Source organism: Microbacterium sp. NPDC078814 (assembly GCF_040702645.1).
In the GTDB taxonomy this organism is placed as follows: domain Bacteria; phylum Actinomycetota; class Actinomycetes; order Actinomycetales; family Microbacteriaceae; genus Microbacterium.
The window spans coordinates 142321-161258 of sequence record NZ_JBFBLT010000001.1 but is presented as its reverse complement, the minus strand read 5'-3'; the positions used below and the strand labels follow the sequence as shown (position 1 = coordinate 161258).

Sequence of the window (18938 nt, the reverse complement as noted above, 5' to 3'; positions counted from 1 at the left end):
ACCATGGCGGAGACCTACGTGCGCGAGCGCTCGGGCGACGGGCGCAAGGACCGGACCTATCCGGCGGCCCCGGAGCCCCTCGCGGTGCCCGTGTACGACAACCACGCGCACCTCGAGATCGCCGATGGTGACCAGCCCATGTCTCTCAGAACCCAGCTCGACCGGGCGGAGGCGGTCGGCGTCATCGGCGTCGTGCAGGCGTCCGGAGACATCGAGTCGTCCCGCTGGGCGGTCGAGGCCGCCGCGTCCGACCCCCGGGTCCTCGCCGCGGTCGCCATCCACCCGAACGATGCCCCGACGTACGCGGAGGAGGGGCGCCTCGACGAGGCGCTCGCGGTCATCGACGAGCTCGCCGCCCATCCGCGCACGCGCGCGATCGGCGAGACCGGGCTCGACTTCTTCCGCACCGAACCGGAGCGCCGTGCGCCGCAGTTCGCCTCCTTCGAGGGGCACATCGCGCTCGCGAAGAAGCACGGCATCGCGATGCAGATCCACGACCGGGATGCGCACGAGGCCGTGCTGGAGACGCTGACGCGGGTCGGGGCCCCCGAGCGCACCGTCTTCCACTGCTTCTCCGGCGACGAGGCGATGGCCCGGGTGTGCGCCGACGCGGGCTACTACCTGTCGTTCGCCGGGAACGTGACGTTCAAGAACGCGCAGAACCTGCGCGACGCGCTGAAGGTCACCCCGCTCGACCGCCTCCTCGTCGAGACGGACGCTCCGTTCCTCACGCCGGTCCCGCTGCGGGGCCGCCCGAACGCGCCGTACCTCGTGCCGCTCACGGTGCGCTTCCTGGCCGCGGAGCTCGACTTCGATGTGGACGAGCTCTCCGCGCAGCTCGCCGAGAACACGCTGCGGGTCTACGGCTCGTTCGCCGGCTGACCCTCCGGATCGACGTCCTCGGGCCCGGTCTCGGCGACGGGCTTGGCACTGACGATGTGCGAGATGGGCTTCCACACCAGCACCAGGGTGATCGCCGCCCCGCCGAAGGCGAACCACCACGGTGCCGTCAGGCCCCAGGTCTGCGCGATGACGCCGCCGAGGGCCTGGCCGACGATCATGCCGCCGAAGACGCCGACCATGTTGACCGAGGCCACGCGCCCCTGGAGGGAAGCGGGGACGAGGCGCTGCCGGACGGTCGTGGAGATCGTGCCCCACACGAAGGCGTACGCCCCGAAGAAGAACATGATGACGAGGGCCACCGTGCCCGTGGTGGTCAGCGCGAACGCGAGATGCATGAGCACCTCGAGCGAGAGGACGATGCGCATCAGGCTCGCGAACGACACGTGCCGTTCCAGCCAGCCGAAGCTCAGAGTCGCGAGGATGCCGCCCGCCGCGGACGCCGTGGTGAGCGCGCCGTAACCCACGGGCCCCATCTGCAGGTGCTCGGTGGCGTAGAGCACGAGCACGCCCCACGGCGCGGCCCAGGTCACGTTGAAGACGAGGATGATGAGCACGAGCATGCGCACCGGCGGATTGCGCCACAGCCAGCGCAGACCCTCCGCGATGTCGGTGTGCACCGGTGGGTGGGTCTCGGTCTCCCGCGGCGGGACGGGCGTGCGGGCCATGCGGGAGATGAGGACGATCGCGAGCGTCACGCACAGCACCTCGACGAGGAACGGCCATGCGCTCCCGGCGGCGAAGAGGAACGCGCCCAGCGGAGGCCCGGCGAACTGGTTGGCGACGAGATACCCGGCCTGCAGGCGCGCGTTCCCGATGCCGAGGTCTGCCGGCTTCACGAGCATCGGCAGCAATGTGCTCCCCGCGGTGTCGACGAAGACCTCGGCGGTGCCGTAGAGGAACGCGACGGCGAGGACGATCCCGATGTTCGCGGTTCCCGTCACGAGGAACACGCAGAGGGCCGCGAGCACGACGGCGCGCACGGCGTTGGCGGTCATCACCAGGCGCCGCCGATCGAAGCGGTCGGCGATGGCCCCCGCGTGCAGTCCGAAGAGCAGCCACGGTAGGAACTGCAGGATGGCGCCGGAGGCCACGAGGATCGGCGACGACGTCATCGACGCGATGAGCAGGGGAGCGGCGGCCAGCGCCACACCGTCTCCGATGTTGCTCGTCCACGACGACGCGAGCAGCCAGCGGAAATCCCTGCCCAGGCGCCGCGGAGCGATCAGTTCACCGAGGGAGGGCACCTCCGAAGGATAGCGATGATCACGGACATCACCCTGGAACCGGGCACGGCCCGTCATCCGGGAGAATGGGACCATGACCGTCACCTTGCTCGGGGCCACCGAGATCCGCCGTCTGGCCGCCGAGCTCGATGTCACCCCCACCAAGAAGCTCGGACAGAACTTCGTCGTCGACGCGAACACCGTCCGCAAGATCGTCCAGGCCGCCCGTGTACAGCCGGGGGAGCGGGTGGTCGAGGTCGGACCGGGACTCGGGTCGCTGACCCTCGCGATCCTCGAGGCGGGAGCCGCGGTCACCGCCGTGGAGATCGACCACCGCCTGGCCGCCCGCCTGCCGCAGACCGCCGACGAGCACGGCGTGCCGGAGGGGATGCTCACGGTGGTCGACGCGGACGCCCTCCGCGTGACGGAGCTGCCGGGGGAGCCGACCGTCCTCGTCGCGAACCTGCCGTACAACGTGTCGGTGCCGGTCCTGCTGCACTTCCTGGAGACGTTCCCGTACCTGCAGCGGGGCGTCGTGATGGTGCAGGCGGAGGTGGCCGAGCGGCTCGCCGCGAAGCCGGGGTCGAAGATCTACGGCTCGCCGAGCGTCAAGGCCGCCTGGTACGGCGAGTGGAAGCTCACCGGGAACGTCTCCCGCCAGGTGTTCTGGCCGGTGCCGAACGTGGACAGTCTCCTCGTCGGCTTCGACCGCTCCGAGGGCGAGCGCGGCCCGGTGGAGGAGCGCCGGCACACCTTCGCCATCGTCGACGCGGCCTTCAACCAGCGGCGCAAGATGCTCCGGCAGGCCCTCTCCGGCCTCTTCGGCAGCTCGGCCGCGGCAACCGAGGTGCTCACCGCCGCCGGCGTCGCGCCGACCGCCCGCGGGGAGGACCTCACGGTCGACGACTACCAGCGGATCGCCCAGCACGCAACGGCGATCGAGGGTTCCGGCGTCAGCGGCTAATCTGGCACGGTGACCGACTCCCCCCGCTTCCGCCCCGACGTCCCCGAACTGCACCGTCCGTACGCCGCCGACGAGGGCCGCTACGGACGGTTCGCCTACCGTCAGGTGGGCGCCTCCGGCCTCTACCTGCCCCCGATCTCGCTGGGCCTCTGGTGGAACTTCGGCGACAACATCCCGCTCGACAACCAGCGGGCGCTCCTGCGTCACGCGTTCGACAACGGGATCACGCACTTCGACCTGGCGAACAACTACGGCCCGCCGTACGGCTCGGCCGAGAAGAACTTCGGCCGCATCTTCGCGGAGGACCTGCGTCCGTACCGCGACGAGCTGATCATCTCGTCGAAGGCCGGCTGGGACATGTGGCCCGGACCGTACGGCGACTACGCGAGCCGGAAGTACATCCTCGCCAGCGCCGAGCAGTCGCTCACCCGCATGGGGCTGGACTACGTCGACATCTTCTACTCCCACCGTGTCGATCCGGTCACCCCGATCGCCGAGACCGTCGGCGCGCTCGACACCCTCGTCCGCCAGGGCAAGGCGCTGTACGTCGGCATCTCCTCGTACAGCGCGGAGCGCACGGCCGAGGCCGTCGCCGTGGCGAAGGAGCTGGGGACGCCCCTGGTCATCCACCAGCCCGCGTACTCGATCCTCAACCGCTGGATCGAGGACGGCCTCACGCAGACCCTGGAGGAGTCGGGCCTCGGCGCCATCGCCTTCACCCCGCTCGCCCAGGGGCTGCTCACCGACAAGTACCTCGGCGACGGCACGGCCGAACGTGCACAGCAGCGCGGTTCGCTGCCGAACGGCAAGCTGTCCGAGGACGCGGTCCAGACCCTCCGGGCGCTGAACGAGGTTGCGCAGGGCCGGGGGCAGTCGCTCGCGCAGCTCGCGCTGCAGTGGACGCTGCGCACCCCGGTCGTCGCCTCGGCGCTCATCGGCGCGTCGCGCACGGAGCAGCTCGACGAGAACCTCGCCGCGCTCGACGGTCCCGCCTTCACCGACGAGGAGCTCCGCCGCATCGACGAGCTCGCCGGCGCCATCGACGTCAACCTGTGGGCGACCTCGTCGGACCTGTGACCCGCTCATGAGCCTCGCCGCGTCCTCCGGGTCCGTGCACGTGCGCGCGCCGGGAAAGATCAACGTCTACCTCGGTGTCGGCGGGCGCCATGACGACGGCTATCACGCCCTCGCGACGGTCTTCCAGGCGGTGTCGCTGTACGAGGACGTGATCGCCAGGGACGCCGACGACTTCTCGATCACGGTGACCGGGGTGGAGGACGACGGCTCGGTGCCGCTCGACGACCGGAACCTCGCGATGCGGGCCGCCAAGCTGCTGGCGACGGCGACGGATCACCCCGGAGGGGTCGCGCTGCAGATCCGGAAGAGCGTCCCGGTCGCCGGCGGTATGGGCGGGGGCTCCGCGGACGCCGCGGCCGCCCTGGTCGCCTGCGACGCGCTGTGGGGCACGGGACTCTCCGCGGCCCGCTTGCACGATCTCGCGGCCCGGCTCGGTGCGGATGTCCCCTTCGCGCTGCACGGCGGCACCGCCGTGGGCACCGGCCGCGGCGATCAGCTGAACCCGGCGCTCGCCCGCGGGCGCTTCGACTGGCTGCTGGTGACCAGCGACGAGGGGCTGTCCACGCCAGCCGTGTACACCCGGCTCGACGAGCTGCGCGAGGAGGAGGGGGCTCTCGCCGACGATCCGCCGCTCTCGCTCGACGTGCCGATCCCGGTGCTGCAGGCGCTGCGCACCGGAGACGCCTGGCAGCTCGCCGATGCACTCCACAACGACCTCCAGGCGGCCGCGCTCGACCTGCGACCGGATCTGGCGCAGACCATCGAACGCGGGGTCGCGGCCGGTGCGCTGCACGGTCTCGTGTCCGGCTCGGGGCCCACCGTGGCCCTCCTCTGCGCGGATCCCGAGTCCGCGCAGGCGGTGCAGACGGCCCTCCGCGAGGACGGTCTCGATCCGCTGCACGTGCACGGCGCCGTCCCCGGAGCCCGCATCATCGGCTGAGTCTGCCCGATTCCCTCGCGTCCGAGCGGCGAGGAGCGTACGCACGGTCGAGGTGCACCCGGCGGGTCATCGCAGACATAATGAAGTAGTCATGTGACCGTGCACACGCGAGGAGGCTGGATGTCCACCTCCTCCGAGCGTGCCCGTATGCCGAGCATCCGCGACGTCGCCCGTCTCGCCGGCGTCTCGCATCAGACCGTCTCCCGGGTGCTCAACGATCACCCCAGCATCCGCCCGGAGACCAAGGCGAAGGTGCTCGACGCGATCGCCGTGCTCGACTACCGTCCCAATCTCGCGGCGCGCGCGCTCGTGACGAGCAAGTCCAACATGCTCGGCATCCTGTCCGCGACGATCGGCGAGTTCGGGCCGACGTCGTCGATCGCCGGCATCGAGGACGCGGCGCGCGAGGAGGGGTACTCGGTCTCCACGCTCAACCTCCCCGCGACCACTCCGGAGGCGATCGGCAACGCCGTGCGCCAGCTCGAGCGCGAGCAGGTGGACGGCATCGTCGTGCTCGCCCCGCAGGTGCGGGTCTTCCATGTCCTGCGCGGCATGAACGTCACGATGCCCTTCGTGACCCTGCAGACCGCCTCGGGATCGGACGGCGTCAGCCTCTCCGCCGACCAGGTGGCGGGGGCGAAGGCGGCGACCGAGCACCTGATCGCGCTGGGGCACAGCGACATCCTCCATCTCGCCGGGCCGCAGGACTGGATCGAGGCGGAGTCCCGGATGCGCGGGTATCTGGATGCGCTCCGCGACGCCGACCTGCCGACGTTCCCGCCGATCCGCGGGGACTGGACGGCCGACTTCGGCTATTTCGCCGGCAAGGAGCTCTCGCTGCGGCGCGACTTCACGGCGGTGTTCGCGGCGAACGACCTCATGGCCATCGGACTGCTGCACGGCTTCCGCGACGCCGGGCTGCGCGTGCCGCATGACGTGAGCGTGATCGGTTTCGACGACATCCCGGTCGCGGCGCACGTGGCGCCGACGCTGAGCACGGTGCACCAGGACTTCCCCGAGCTCGGGCGGCGCGCCGTTCGCATCCTCCTCGCCGAGATCCGGGGCGAGAAGGCCCCCGCGTTCGGCCCGCTGCAGACCCTCCTGCGGGCGCGCGAATCCGCTGCATCACGGTAGCGACACGAAAACACGCCGCGGACTTGACACCGCTCCCGCGGAAGACGACGATATACCGATGTGAACGGTCACATCGAAGGTGACCGCACGTCGCGAGGAAGATCCGTGAGCACCACAGCAACGTTGCCGACCGTGTCAGGCCCGATCCTGGAGATGCGCCGCATCACCAAGGAGTTCCCGGGAGTCAAGGCGCTCGCCGACGTCTCGATCACCGTCCGCGCCGGCGAGATCCACGCGATCTGCGGCGAGAACGGCGCCGGGAAGTCGACGCTGATGAAGGTCCTCTCGGGGGTGTACCCGTACGGCACGTACGACGGCGAGATCCTCCTGTACGGCCAGGAGCAGCGCTTCAAGGACATCGCGGCCAGCGAGCAGGCCGGCATCGTCATCATCCACCAGGAGCTCGCGCTCATCCCGGAGCTCTCGGTCACCGAGAACATCTTCCTCGGCAACGAGATCCGTCGCTTCGGCCGCATCGACTGGCAGGCGCAGAAGGAGCGCACCATCGAGCTCCTCGCCCGCGTCGGCCTGGACGAGGACCCGGACGTGCCGATCAAGACCCTCGGCGTCGGCAAGCAGCAGCTCATCGAGATCGCCAAGGCGCTGAACAAGGACGTCAAGCTGCTCATCCTCGACGAGCCCACCGCCGCGCTCAACGAGAACGACTCGCAGCACCTCCTCGACCTGATCCTCGGGCTCAAGGCCAAGGGCATCGCGTCGATCATGATCAGCCACAAGCTCAACGAGATCGAGCAGATCGCCGACGAGATCACGATCATCCGCGACGGCCGCACGGTGGAGACGCTGGACATCTCCCGCGGCGAGATCAACGAGGACCGCATCATCCGCGGCATGGTGGGCCGGTCGCTGGAGAGCCGCTACCCGGACCGCACGCCGGAGATCGGCGAGGTGTTCTTCGAGGTGAAGGACTGGTGGGTGCAGCACCCGACCGTCCCGGAGCGCATGGTCGTGAAGGGGTCGAGCATCAACGTCCGCCGCGGCGAGGTGGTGGGTATCGCCGGCCTCATGGGCGCCGGCCGCACCGAGCTGGCGATGAGCATCTTCGGCCGCTCCTACGGCACGTTCCTCTCCGGCACGCTCGTCAAGGACGGCCAGGAGATCGAGCTCCCCGATGTCGCCGCCGCGATCAAGCACGGCCTCGCGTACGTGAGCGAGGACCGCAAGGTGCTCGGGCTCAACCTGCTCGACACCATCAAGCGGTCCATCGTCGCGGCGAAGCTCTCCAAGATCGCGCACAACGGCGTCGTTGACTCCCGCGAGGAGTTCTCGGTGGCGGAGCGCTACCGCAAGACCCTGCGCATCAAGACCCCGTCGGTGGAGGAGGGCGTCGGCAAGCTCTCCGGAGGCAACCAGCAGAAGGTCGTCCTGGCGAAGTGGATGTTCACCGACCCCGACCTGCTGATCCTCGACGAGCCCACCCGCGGCATCGACGTCGGCGCCAAGTACGAGATCTACGCGATCATCAACGAGCTCGCCGCCCAGGGCAAGGGCGTGATCGTGATCTCCAGCGAGCTGCCCGAGCTGCTCGGCATCTCCGACCGCATCTACACCGTGTTCGAAGGCCGGGTCACCGACTGCATCCCGGCCGACCAGGCGACCCCCGAAGACCTCATGCGCAGCATGACGTCCGCGACCCAGAAAGCATCCGCATGACCACCGACTCGACCACCGCGAAGCGCGGCTTCCACTTCAAGGACATCACGAAGATGTTCGGGGGAGGGCAGTCGACCCTCCGTCAGTTCGGCATCCTCGGCAGCCTCGTCGTCATCCTCGTCGTCTTCCAGGTGCTGACGTGGATCTTCAAGGGCACCGGCCTCACGCTGTCCTCCGGCAACCTCATCAACGTCGTCAACCAGTACTCGTACATCCTGATCCTGGCGATCGGCATGGTGATGGTCATCATCATGGGGCACATCGACCTCTCGGTCGGATCCGTCGCCGCGTTCACGGGCATCGTCGTGGCGAAGGCCATGCAGGACTGGAACCTCCCCTGGCCGCTGGGCATCCTCCTCGGTCTCGGTGTCGGCGTGCTCGTCGGCGCCTGGCAGGGATTCTGGGTCGCCTACGTCGGGGTGCCGGCGTTCATCGTGACGCTGGCCGGCATGCTGTTCTTCCGCGGTGCGAACCAGGCGGTGGGCGACTCGCAGTCGGTGCCCGTGCCGGAGGGCTTCAAGATCATCGGCGCCGGCTACCTGCCGGAGATCGCCCTGCCGCTTCCGTTCAACATCCCGACCATGCTGCTGGCGCTCGCCGGCGTCGCATGGATCGTCTTCTGGGAGATCCGCACCCGGCGCATCCAGCGCAAGATGGGCTCCGACATGGCGCCGCTGTGGGTGAGCGTGACGAAGGTCGTCCTCATCTCGGCCGTCATCCTCGTCGCCGGCTGGCTGTTCGCCACCGGGCGCGAGGGCACGAGCTTCCCGATCTCGGGCGTCATCCTCCTCGCTCTCGTCATCCTCTACTCGTTCATCACGAACAACACCGTCTTCGGCCGTCACATCTACGCGGTCGGCGGCAACCGCCAGGCGGCGCGCCTCTCGGGCGTGAAGGACCGCTGGGTCGACTTCTTCGTGATGATGAACATGTCGGTCCTGGCCTCGCTCGCCGGCATGATCTACGTCGCCAGGGCGACCGCGTCCGGTCCGCAGGACGGCAACGGGTGGGAGCTCGACGCGATCGCCTCCGTCTTCATCGGCGGCGCGGCCGTCTCCGGTGGCATCGGCACGGTGATCGGCTCGATCATCGGTGGTCTCGTGATGGCGTTCCTGAACAACGGCCTCGCGCTGCTCGGCGCCGGTGCCGACGTCGTCTCGATGATCAAGGGCCTCGTGCTCCTCTTCGCCGTCGGCGTCGACGTGTGGAACAAGCAGCAGGGCCGTCCGTCGATCATCGGCTTCCTCACGCGCCGTCTCGGCCGCAAGCAGGATCCCGCCACCGACACGTTCGATCCCACGAAGACGAACTACCCCACCAGTCAGAAGTACGAAGCCCCCGCCGTCGAGGAGACGCGCGGAAAGTAAGGGCCGCGTCGCGCAACGCAGGCGCGACGGGACCTGCACACACCAGAGAAAGAGATCACATGAAGAAGATCCTTCTGTCGGCGACAGCGCTTGTCGTCGCGGGCGCATTCGCCCTCACCGGCTGCTCTTCGGAGCGCGGCGGTGACTCGGGTTCGGGGTCGGGCGAGGAGGCCTCCTCGGGCTTCGACGCCGGCTCCACGATCGGTGTCGCTCTGCCCGACAAGACCTCGGAGAACTGGGTCCTGGCCGGTCAGCTGTTCACCGACGGTCTCGAAGAGGCCGGCTTCAAGGCGGACGTGCAGTACGCGCCCGCCAGCAACACGGTCGCCGAGCAGCAGAACCAGATCCAGGCGATGGTCACCGGTGGCGCCAAGGTCATCATCATCGGCGCCAAGGACGGCAAGCAGCTCACCACGCAGGTGGAGGCCGCCCGTGACGCGGGTGTCGCGGTCATCGCCTACGACCGTCTCATCGAGAACACCGACGCCGTGGACTACTACGTCGCCTTCGACAACTTCGAGGTCGGCAAGCTCCAGGGCCAGGCGCTGCTCGACGGGCTCGCCGAGCGCGCGGATCACGAGGCGCCGTACAACATCGAGCTGTTCTCGGGCTCACCGGACGACGCCAACTCGGCGGTGTTCTTCAACGGGGCGATGGAGGTGCTGCAGCCGAAGATCGACGACGGCACGCTGAACGTCGTCTCCGGGCAGACCGAGATCTCCCAGACGGCGACCGAGGGCTGGAAGCCGGAGAACGCCCAGCGCCGCATGGACTCGATCCTCACGTCGAGCTACGGCTCGGAGACGCTCGACGGCGTCCTGTCCCCGAACGACACCCTCGCCCGCGCCATCATCACCTCGGCGCAGCAGGCCGGCAAGCCCGTCCCGGTGGTCACCGGTCAGGACTCCGAGGTCGAGTCGGTGAAGTCGATCATGGAGGGCGTGCAGTACTCCACGATCAACAAGGACACCACGCTGCTCGTGGAGCAGGCCATCAAGATGGTCGGTCAGCTCCAGAAGGGTGACGAGGTCGACGTCAACGACACCGACCAGTACGACAACGGCAAGAAGGTCGTCCCGGCCTACCTGCTCCCGCCGGTCATCGTGACCAAGGAGAACGCGGCCGAGGCCTACGCCAACGTCCCGAGCCTCCTCGAGATCGTGAAGTCGTACGAGTAAGCCGTAGCGCGAACATCCGGGTTCCCAGAGAACATCGGACACGACGAGCCGTCCGGACCCTCGGGTCCGGGCGGCTCGTCGCCGTTGCGGCGCGTCACCGTCCTGCCTTCAGTCGACGGGCTGCCATCGCCGCGTCGCCAGGGCGAGGAGGAGCGCGGCCATCGTCAGCGTGGCCGCGAGAGCGACGCGGGAGAGCGCGCCCGCCCCGCTCGCGAGGGTCCACGCTCCCGACGCCGGTCCGATCACAGCGCCGATGTTCAAGGCCGCGGTGGCGTAGGACCCTCCCATGGTCGGGGCGCCGGAGGCGGCATACAGCACCCGGGTGATCAGTGTGCTTCCGACGCCGAACGAGGCCATGCCCTGCGCGAAGACGAGGAACAGCAGGGGTAGCGGCTGCGTCGCGACCGCCGCCAGGACGATCCAGCCGCCGAGGAGCAGCGGGCCGCCGACCGCGAGGAGGACACCGGCATGTCGATCGGCGAACCGACCCGCGATGGTCACGCCGAGGAACGAGCCGATGCCGAACAGGACCAGCGCGAGCGGGACCGCAGCGTCGGGCAGGCCCGCGACCTCGGTGACGATCGGCGCGAGGAACGTGAAGACCGCGAAGGTCCCCGCGTTCACCAGGGCCGCCAGGGTCATCGCGAGGGCCAGGCGCGGTGTCCCCAGGAGCGCGAGCTCCGTGCGGAGGGCCGGTTCCTTCCGGGGGAGTGGTGCCGGGGCGGGGTCGGGCTCCGTGCCCGGGATCGTCGTCGGCACGCCGCGGAGGATTCCGAGCAGCGCAGGGAGGCAGAGGAGCGCGACAGCGGCGAAGGTCGCCCGCCAGCTCAGCGCGGTGCCGAGGATGGCGCCCACAGGGACGCCGACGATGGTGGCGACGGTCGTCCCGGAGAGCAGCACCGCGAGCGCTCGTCCGGTGCGCTCGCGGGGGACGAGGAGGGTCGCCGTGCGCAGGGCGACGGCGAGGAAGCCGGCGTTCGCGAGGGCGCTGAGTACGCGCGTGACGAGCAGAAGCTCGAACAGGGACGTCACCGCGCCGACGGCATGGCAGGCGGCGAAGAGCACGAGGCAGGCGACGAGTGTGCGGCGTGGGGGCCAGCTGCGCGCGAACGCGGCCATGGCGGGCGCGCCGATGACCATGCCGACCGCGAAGGCGGAGGTGAGGAGGCCCGCCGTGCCGACCGGGACGTCGAGCTCGTGCGCGATCGCGGGGAGGAGTCCCGCGAGCATGAATTCGGAGGTGCCCATGACGAAGACCGCCAGGGCAAGGGCATAGGGGGGCGAAAGGCATCGAGTGCTCCGAGGTGAGAGGGAAGAGGAGTGCTTCTCGTCACCACGGTCAGCGCCCGGCTCACCGGCGCGCGCCCGCCGGCAGGGCGGACGAAGGGATCAGCGGTTCGCGGGGCTGACGGTGTGACCGGCAGCCCCCGACTTGTCTGATTCGGGGCTCGACATGCCCTCCACTCTAGGGCTGACGGCGGGAGACCACGGAGGTTCCTCGGCGAAGGTGACGGTGTGCGGAGGCGGCGGTCGGTCGATGTAGGTCCGGCCGGTGGGGCTCGTCCACTTCAGAACGCCGCCCGGCCCCTGCTCGACGTGCCACGGGGAGTGGTGTTTGAGCATGTGATGTCGACGGCAGAAGGTCGCCAGGTTGTCGTGCGCGGTCTCTCCGCCGAGCGCCGCATCGTGATTGTGATCGAGGTCGCACTTCCGCGGTGCGAGGCCGCAGCCCGGGAAGCGGCAGCGTTGATCGCGGGCCTGCAGGTGCCGGCGGAGGTCTTCGCTCGGGCGATATCGGTCGACGGCCAGCAGTGCCCCGCTGATCGGGTGAGTGAGCACCCGATCCCATCCGCTCGCGGCACCGGCCAGTCGCCGGGCCGTGGCCGGATCGATCGGGATCATCCCGTCCAGCTCGGCGGCGAGGATCGGAGTGCCGTCCATCGTCCCTCCCTGCTCCCCGTGCATCAGCTCGCCGTGCATCAGCGTCAGCACCGGCACGGTGACCTCGACGCGCGCCCGAAGCTCCGAGAGCAGCCCCTCTTCCGAGTCATGCCCCGCCGGAGCGCCGGTCAGGACGAGGTCGGCGAGCAGATCCGCGCGCAGCTGATCCACGGTCCTGTCATCGAGGATGCTCTCCTCCGCCTCCCGACGCCGTGCCTGCGCGTTCTCCTCCCGCACGGCATGCGCCATCTGGGAGAGCCGGTCGTACATCCCGTGCACGAGCGCCGCGGGGCCACGCGCGCCGAGCTCGGCCATGCCGTCCTCGAGATCGGTCACCCAGACGCGGCGCAGCTCCCTGGCGTCACGATGTCGCTCGACGAGAGTCCGCTCCCGGAACCGGTCGGCCAGTCGGCGCACGAGTCGGCGTATCCGGTTCGGAGATTCCGCAGCGGCCACCTCGATCGCCTCCGCCGCGAAACGCGAACGGTCGTCCGGGTCATCGAGGTGAGCCCCCGCCTCCACGATCACGCGTGCATGCGCGGCGCTGATCCGCCCTGCGCCCTGAGCCTCCCAGACGGCGGGGAACCGTTCGACCAACCAGGACGCATCGGACATCCGCCGCTCGATCGTGCGGTCGCTGACGCGCTGTGCGGCCCCGGTCTCCGCGGCGACCGTGCGGATCGCCATGTCGCCGCCGTCCGGATGCCGAGCCTGCCGGGCGATGTCGACCGCCAGTCGCCCCGCCATTGCGAGCAGTCCGTCGCGGGCCGCCTGCATGCTGCTCAGCGTCTTCTCCGCCGCTTCCAGCCCCTCCACCAGATCGGCGAGCATCGCCATCTGGGAGTCGGTCGCGTCGAGCAGTGCGGGCATGACGGCAGTCCATCACCGACCACCGACATTCGAACGAAGATTCGAAGGATTATGGCCGAAAGTCGTATCACGAAAGGATAACGACCGTGGTTGACTGGCTCCGTGCTCCTGAACGTCATCGAAGCCGGGGAGGGCGACCGCGTCGCCGTGCTGCTGCACGGCATGATGGGGTCCGCCGAGAGCTGGCACCGCGTGGTCCCGCTGCTCGTGGAACGCGGCTTCCGCGTGCTCGCGCTCGATCTGCCCGGCCACGGCCTCTCTCCGCGTGACCCGGAGCTCACGATCGAGACGGCGGCCGACGCCGTCGTCGCCACGCTCGCGCAGACGGCGCTCCCTCCGGGGGCAGGTTCCGCAGCGGGGGACGGGGCGGCCTTCCCGCTCGCCGTCGCCGTCGGGCACTCCTTCGGCGCCACCGTGCTCGCCGCCGCCGCGCCCCGCCTCGATCCGAGTCTCGCGGTCTACGTCGACGCGCCGCTCGCCCTCCAGGGCGGCCAGGACCGCGCCTCTCTCATCTCGCAGTACGAGCACGACCGCCGCGCGCGCATGTCGCCCGCCGAGCTCCGCCGGCTCCGGCCCTTCTACTCCGTCGACGATGCCACGGTCGAGGCGCGGGCGGCCGAGCGCTTCGATCCGCCGACCGCGGCCTCCGTCTCCTGCGGGGAGGACGGTCATTGGACCGCCGCCCCCGGCTCCATCGTCGTCCGCGCGGAACCCAGTGCCTGGGTCACCGACGAGGACGCGCGGCGGTTCGAGCATGGCGGGGTCACGGTGCGCAGCATCCCCGGGGCCGCTCACACCGTCTGGTACAGCCACTTCGAGGTCTTCACCGCCGCGCTGCCGGAGCTCTTCGCCCCGTCGCTGGTCTGACCGGGAGACCGTCCGACGCGGCGCGACTACCCTGGAGAGGACATGGCACATCTTCTCGGGGCCGAAGCCCTGCACCTCGAATACCCGACCCGCGTCGTCTTCGACGCCGTGACCCTCGGCATCGAGGAGGGCGACCGCATCGGCATCGTCGGCCGGAACGGCGACGGCAAGTCGAGCCTTCTCGGCATGCTCGCCGGCACGAAGCAGCCGGACTCCGGTCGGGTGACCGTCCGCGGCGGCACCCGCATCGGCGTGCTGGACCAGGCCGACACCCTCCCCGACGACATCACGATCGGCGCCGCCGTGGTCGGCGACATGGCCGAGCACGAATGGGCCGGTGACGCCCGCGTCCGCGACGTGATCGAGGGGCTGCTGACCGATCTTCCCTGGGACGCGCAGGTCGGCTCCCTCTCCGGCGGTCAGCGCCGCCGCGTGTCGCTCGCGAAGCTGCTCACCGGGGACTGGGACGTCATCGCTCTCGACGAGCCGACGAACCACCTCGACGTCGAGGCGATCACCTGGCTCGCCGGGCACCTCAAGAAGCGCTGGCCCGCGAACGCCGGAGCCCTCCTCGTCGTGACCCATGACCGGTGGTTCCTCGACGAGATCTGCACCGAGACGTGGGAGGTGCACGACCGCATCGTGGAGCCCTTCGAGGGCGGCTATGCGGCGTACATCCTGCAGCGGGTCGAGCGCGACCGCATGGCGGCGGCGACCGAGGCGAAGCGGCAGAACCTCGCCCGCAAGGAGCTCGCCTGGCTGCGCCGCGGTGCCCCGGCCCGCACCAGCAAGCCCAAGTTCCGCATCGATGCGGCCAACGAGCTCATCGCCGACGTGCCCGAGATCCGCGACAAGGTCTCGCTGCAGTCGCTCGCCGTCTCGCGGCTGGGCAAGGACGTCGTCGACCTGCTCGATGTGGGGGTGACGTACCCTTCGACAGGCTCAGGGACCCAGGCTTCGGCAGGCTCAGGGACCCAGGCGGGATCCGGAACCGGTGGGAAGACCGTGCTGAAGGATGTGGAGTGGCGGATCGCCCCGGGCGAGCGCACGGGCATCCTCGGCGTGAACGGCGCCGGGAAGTCCACACTCCTGGGGCTCATCTCCGGCACGGTCGAGCCCACCGAGGGGCGGATCAAGCGGGGGAAGACCGTGCAGGTGCGCACGCTCACGCAGCGCCTCGACGAACTCCTCCCGCACTGGAACGACCCCGTGCGCGTGGTCATCTCGGGTCTGCGCACGTCGTACACGCTCGGCGCCGGGTCGAAGGCGCAGGACCTCACACCAGGACAGCTCCTGGAGCGGCTCGGGTTCTCCTCGGCTCAGCTCTCGACGCCGGTGAAGGATCTCTCCGGCGGTCAGCAGCGCCGATTGCAGCTGCTGCTCGTGCTGCTCGACCAGCCGAACGTGCTCATCCTCGACGAGCCCACGAACGACATGGACACCGACATGCTCGCCGCGATCGAGGACCTCCTCGACTCCTGGTCGGGCACCCTCCTCGTCGTGAGCCACGACCGGTACTTCCTGGAGCGGGTGACGGATCAGCAGTACGCGATCCTTCCCGGTCCGGACGGCGCGGGGCGCCTGCGCCATCTCCCGGGCGGCGTCGACGAGTACCTTCGTCTGCGGCAGCGCGTCGAGAGCGCCTCGACGACCTCGACGGCGGCATCGGCCCCCGCAGCGAGCGGTCTCGACGGCGCGGCTCTCCGGGCGGCGCAGAAGGAAGCCGCCGCCCTCGAGCGTCGCATCCAGAAGCTCACGCAGCAGGTCGACGCGGCCAAGCACGCCCTCGCCGACCACGACCAGTCCGACTATGCGGGCCTCGGCGAGCGGATGAAGGCGATCACGGCGCAGGAGGCCGAGATCGAGGAGCTGGAGCTGCGCTGGTTCGAACTCACGGAGCAGATCGGCTGACGGAGGAATATCCTTCTCCCACGACTGTTGGGAGTAGCGATGGAAGGCCTCGAAGTAACCGTCCTGCTCGGACTCACGATCCTCGTCGGAACCCTGATCGCCCCGCGCGTGCGTCTCGCGCTGCCGCTCGTCCTCGTCATCCTCGGACTGCTGCTGGGATTCGTCCCGCCGCTGCGCGAGGTCCAGCTGCCGCCGGAGACCGTCCTGCTGCTGTTCCTGCCGGTGATGCTGTTCTGGGAGAGCCTCACGACATCGCTGCGGTCGATCCGCCGCGACTTCCGCTACATCGTGCCGATGAGCACGCTCCTCGTCGTCGCCTCCGCGTTCGCGGTGGCCGGCATCGGCGTGCTGTTCGGGATGCCCTGGGAGATCGCCCTCATCCTCGGGGCCGCGGTCGCGCCGCCCGACGCCACGGCCGTCGCCGCCCTCGGCCGGCTGCTGCCTCGTCGGATGTTCATGAAGCTCAAGGCCGAGAGCCTGACCAACGACGGCACCGCGCTCGTGCTCTACGCCATCGCGGTGTCCCTCGCGCTGGGCGGCCAGGTCACGCCGCTCTCGGTCACCTGGGACGTGCTGGTGTCGTACGTGGGCGGGATCGCGGCGGGGATCGTCGTCGCGGCCCTGGCCACGCTGCTGCTGCGCCGCATCTCCTCCACCATCGTCATCAACGTCACGCTGCTGCTCGTGCCGTTCTCCGCGTTCCTGCTCGCCGAACTCGTCCACGCGTCCGGGGTGCTCGCCGTGGTCGTGGCCGGACTCATCGTCGCCTGGGTGTCGCCGCGCGTGACGACGGCGGCCTCGCGCCGACAGGCCGACGCGGCCTGGCCGTTCGGCGTCTTCCTGCTGAACGGGGCGCTGTTCGTGCTCATCGGCCTCGAGGTGCAGTTCGTCGCGCACGAGATCTCCGCCGCCGCCATCGGCCGCCTGGTGCTCGTGACGCTCGCCGTGTGGGCGACGCTCTTCGCCGTGCGGTACGTGTTCCAGCTCCTCAACGTGCTGTTCCAGCGCCGCCCGGCCGAACGCCCGCCGCGCGGCGCCCGCTCCCGCGCCCGACTCGTGTCCACGGTCGCCGGCATGCGCGGCGCGGTGTCGCTGGCGATCGCGCTGTCGGTGCCGACCGGTGTCTCCGCAGGGAGCATGGTGGGTGGGCGTGACGAGATCGTCTTCGTGACCGCCGGGGTGATCCTGCTCAGCCTCCTCGTGCAGGCGCCTCTCCTCCCCGCGCTCGTGCGGTGGGCGCGATTCCCGGTCGACCATGCCGAGGACGAGGAGTACGAGCTCGCCGAGCGGGCGATCTCGGGTGCGGCGCTGGCAGCGCTCGACGACCTCGCCGCGGAGCACGGCATCGGCCAGGAGGTGCGCGACCGGGTGCGCGCCGAGGGGTACCAGGCGCTGGAGTTCGCGAACGCCCGGACGCTCGCGCGGGAGCAGGCGCTCATCGACGCCGAGGCCGACGCGCTGGACGAGATGCTCGGCGCCCCCGATCCCTACGGCACCGGGGGAGAGGCGCGCAGCCGCGAAGACGATGACGAGGACGCGGGTAACGTGGCGGTGTCGGCAGGGACCGCCCCCGACCCCGAGGCGACGGACGGCACGACGCTGCAGATGATCGCGACCTCCGCCGACGTCGACCTCGCCCAGCGCTCGCCGCTCGTGCGGCACGAGGAGCACACCCGGCTCAAGCTCGCGCTGCTCGACCGCAAGCGCGAGGTGCTGCTCGGGCTCCGCGGCGCCGGCACCGTGGACGACATGGTGGTCCGCCGGATCTCCGCCCGTCTCGACCTGGAGCAGGTGCGTCTGCAGGGCATCGAAGAGTTCGACTGACCCGATCCCGCACGGCTGTGACGCCGTGTGACATCCCGATTCCGCGCCAGCGCGCCCTCCTGCCTAACGTTGTCGAGTCCCGCCAGGAAGGAACCCTCATCATGTCCCGCCGCACCACCTCCGCCCTCGCCGCGCTCGCCGTGGTCCCGCTGTTCGTCGCCCTCGCCGGGTGCGCCACCTCGTCCGACGCGGGTTCCGGCGACGGCGGCTCCGAGAACGAGACCGTCAAGATCGGTGTCGTCGGGAAGGGCGACGCGCAGTGGGCGCCCTTCGTCGAGGCCGCCGCCGACGAGGGCATCACGGTCGAGCTCGTCGACTTCGGGTCCTACGAGCAGCCGAACCCGGCGCTGACCGAGGGCGAGATCGACCTCAACCAGTTCCAGCACATCGTGTACCTCGCGGAGTACAACAACGCCTCGGGCTCGGACCTCACGCCCATCGGCTCGACCGCCATCTACCCGCTCGGCCTGTACTCGACGAAGTACGACGACGTCGACGACATCAAGAAGGGCGACACGGTCGCGGTGCCCGACGACGCCTCGAACCAGGCACGCGCGCTCAACGTGCTGCAGCAGGCGGGCCTGCTCGAGCTCAAGAGCGGCGGCACGCCGTACTCCGACCTCGCCGACATCGATGCCGACAAGTCGAAGGTGAAGGTGACGGCCCTCGAAGGTGCGCTCATCCCGACCTCGCTCCCGGACGTCGCGGCCGCGATCATCAACAACGACTTCGTCGAGGACGCCGGACTGACGTTCGACGACGCGATCGCGCAGGACGACCCGGAGGACCCGAACGCCCTCCCGTACGTCAACATCTTCGCCGCGCGTGCGGAGGACGCGGACAACGAGACGTATCAGAAGCTCGTCGAGATCTTCCAGACGAACGAGGATGTGCAGGCGGGGCTGCTCGAGTCCTCGGGCGACACCGCAGTGGCGCTGCGCACGCCGGTGGAGGACCTCGTGGCCTCGCTGGAGAAGGTCCAGAAGGACGCCGCAGAGAAGTAGTCGGCCGCGGGGCGTCATCTGCCCCCTGTTCGATGAGGGAGAATCGGGTGGCGCTTCGTGC

General features: G+C 69.9%; 15 protein-coding genes. 12 read left to right on the top strand and 3 right to left on the bottom strand.

The genetic code is table 11. The annotated features are described in order from the left end of the window. The first annotated feature begins 3 nt into the window (after window positions 1-3). The gene (locus AB0300_RS00820) at window positions 4-882 is read left to right on the top strand and encodes a TatD family hydrolase (protein WP_366215289.1); all 879 of its coding nucleotides are present in this window, start codon (window positions 4-6) and stop codon (window positions 880-882) included. On the opposite strand, the gene AB0300_RS00815 is transcribed toward AB0300_RS00820, so the two are convergent. Further along, window positions 861-2147, bottom strand: coding sequence for an MFS transporter (locus tag AB0300_RS00815; RefSeq protein ID WP_025105614.1), 1287 nt, complete (start codon window positions 2145-2147; stop codon window positions 861-863). The genes AB0300_RS00820 and AB0300_RS00815 overlap by 22 nt on opposite strands. 73 nt (window positions 2148-2220) lie before the next feature. On the opposite strand from AB0300_RS00815, the gene rsmA reads away from it, so the two are divergent. The 7 genes from rsmA to AB0300_RS00780 all read left to right on the top strand — a co-directional run bounded on the left by rsmA (window position 2221) and on the right by AB0300_RS00780 (window position 10460). Then, window positions 2221-3090, top strand: a complete 870-nt coding sequence (rsmA, locus tag AB0300_RS00810; protein ID WP_366215288.1) for a 16S rRNA (adenine(1518)-N(6)/adenine(1519)-N(6))-dimethyltransferase RsmA — start codon at window positions 2221-2223, stop codon at window positions 3088-3090. A gap of 9 nt (window positions 3091-3099) precedes the next feature. Then, window positions 3100-4167 (top strand): L-glyceraldehyde 3-phosphate reductase, encoded by a 1068-nt coding sequence (mgrA, locus tag AB0300_RS00805; RefSeq protein WP_085606093.1) that lies wholly within the window; start codon window positions 3100-3102, stop codon window positions 4165-4167. 7 nt (window positions 4168-4174) lie between these two features. Continuing rightward, window positions 4175-5107 (top strand): 4-(cytidine 5'-diphospho)-2-C-methyl-D-erythritol kinase, encoded by a 933-nt coding sequence (locus tag AB0300_RS00800; protein ID WP_126893585.1) that lies wholly within the window; start codon window positions 4175-4177, stop codon window positions 5105-5107. A gap of 120 nt (window positions 5108-5227) precedes the next feature. Further along, window positions 5228-6241, top strand: a complete 1014-nt coding sequence (locus AB0300_RS00795; RefSeq protein WP_025105618.1) for a LacI family DNA-binding transcriptional regulator — start codon at window positions 5228-5230, stop codon at window positions 6239-6241. Window positions 6242-6394: 153 nt separating this feature from the next. Beyond that, the gene (gene mmsA / locus AB0300_RS00790) at window positions 6395-7915 is read left to right on the top strand and encodes a multiple monosaccharide ABC transporter ATP-binding protein (RefSeq protein WP_274543256.1); all 1521 of its coding nucleotides are present in this window, start codon (window positions 6395-6397) and stop codon (window positions 7913-7915) included. Further along, window positions 7912-9282 carry a multiple monosaccharide ABC transporter permease gene (gene mmsB, locus AB0300_RS00785; RefSeq protein WP_025105620.1) on the top strand — a complete coding sequence of 457 codons (1371 nt, stop codon included), beginning with the start codon at window positions 7912-7914 and terminating at the stop codon, window positions 9280-9282. Before mmsA ends, mmsB begins: the two co-directional genes overlap by 4 nt. Before the next feature lie 59 nt (window positions 9283-9341). After that, window positions 9342-10460, top strand: coding sequence for a sugar-binding protein (locus AB0300_RS00780; RefSeq protein WP_366215287.1), 1119 nt, complete (start codon window positions 9342-9344; stop codon window positions 10458-10460). Window positions 10461-10568: 108 nt separating this feature from the next. Here AB0300_RS00780 and AB0300_RS00775 read toward each other — a convergent pair whose 3' ends face one another. Then, window positions 10569-11723: a Cmx/CmrA family chloramphenicol efflux MFS transporter gene (locus AB0300_RS00775; RefSeq protein WP_366215455.1), complete on the bottom strand. Its 1155-nt coding sequence runs from the start codon at window positions 11721-11723 to the stop codon at window positions 10569-10571. A 126-nt stretch (window positions 11724-11849) separates the two neighbouring features. Next, window positions 11850-13271, bottom strand: a complete 1422-nt coding sequence (locus AB0300_RS00770) for a DUF222 domain-containing protein (protein ID WP_366215286.1) — start codon at window positions 13269-13271, stop codon at window positions 11850-11852. Window positions 13272-13361: 90 nt separating this feature from the next. Here AB0300_RS00770 and AB0300_RS00765 point away from each other — a divergent pair, with 90 nt between their 5' ends. From AB0300_RS00765 to AB0300_RS00750, 4 genes are all read left to right on the top strand, one after another. Next, window positions 13362-14138 (top strand): alpha/beta fold hydrolase, encoded by a 777-nt coding sequence (locus tag AB0300_RS00765; protein WP_366215285.1) that lies wholly within the window; start codon window positions 13362-13364, stop codon window positions 14136-14138. A 42-nt stretch (window positions 14139-14180) separates the two neighbouring features. After that, complete coding sequence (locus AB0300_RS00760; protein WP_366215284.1) at window positions 14181-16049, top strand: ABC-F family ATP-binding cassette domain-containing protein; 1869 nt, start codon at window positions 14181-14183, stop codon at window positions 16047-16049. A gap of 39 nt (window positions 16050-16088) precedes the next feature. Further along, window positions 16089-17873 carry a Na+/H+ antiporter gene (locus AB0300_RS00755; protein ID WP_303709449.1) on the top strand — a complete coding sequence of 595 codons (1785 nt, stop codon included), beginning with the start codon at window positions 16089-16091 and terminating at the stop codon, window positions 17871-17873. A 101-nt stretch (window positions 17874-17974) separates the two neighbouring features. Further along, complete coding sequence (locus tag AB0300_RS00750; RefSeq protein ID WP_025105627.1) at window positions 17975-18877, top strand: MetQ/NlpA family ABC transporter substrate-binding protein; 903 nt, start codon at window positions 17975-17977, stop codon at window positions 18875-18877. Window positions 18878-18938 lie beyond the last annotated feature (61 nt).

Coding starts and splice junctions, on each gene's coding strand:
- mmsA (WP_274543256.1), top strand. CDS start 6,395: ATGCGCCGCATCACCAAGGAGTTCCCGGGAGTCAAGGCGCTCGCCGAC.
- AB0300_RS00760 (WP_366215284.1), top strand. CDS start 14,181: ATGGCACATCTTCTCGGGGCCGAAGCCCTGCACCTCGAATACCCGACC.
- AB0300_RS00780 (WP_366215287.1), top strand. CDS start 9,342: ATGAAGAAGATCCTTCTGTCGGCGACAGCGCTTGTCGTCGCGGGCGCA.
- mmsB (WP_025105620.1), top strand. CDS start 7,912: ATGACCACCGACTCGACCACCGCGAAGCGCGGCTTCCACTTCAAGGAC.
- AB0300_RS00800 (WP_126893585.1), top strand. CDS start 4,175: ATGAGCCTCGCCGCGTCCTCCGGGTCCGTGCACGTGCGCGCGCCGGGA.
- AB0300_RS00755 (WP_303709449.1), top strand. CDS start 16,089: ATGGAAGGCCTCGAAGTAACCGTCCTGCTCGGACTCACGATCCTCGTC.
- AB0300_RS00770 (WP_366215286.1), bottom strand. CDS start 13,271: ATGCCCGCACTGCTCGACGCGACCGACTCCCAGATGGCGATGCTCGCC.
- AB0300_RS00750 (WP_025105627.1), top strand. CDS start 17,975: ATGTCCCGCCGCACCACCTCCGCCCTCGCCGCGCTCGCCGTGGTCCCG.
- AB0300_RS00795 (WP_025105618.1), top strand. CDS start 5,228: ATGTCCACCTCCTCCGAGCGTGCCCGTATGCCGAGCATCCGCGACGTC.
- rsmA (WP_366215288.1), top strand. CDS start 2,221: ATGACCGTCACCTTGCTCGGGGCCACCGAGATCCGCCGTCTGGCCGCC.
- AB0300_RS00820 (WP_366215289.1), top strand. CDS start 4: ATGGCGGAGACCTACGTGCGCGAGCGCTCGGGCGACGGGCGCAAGGAC.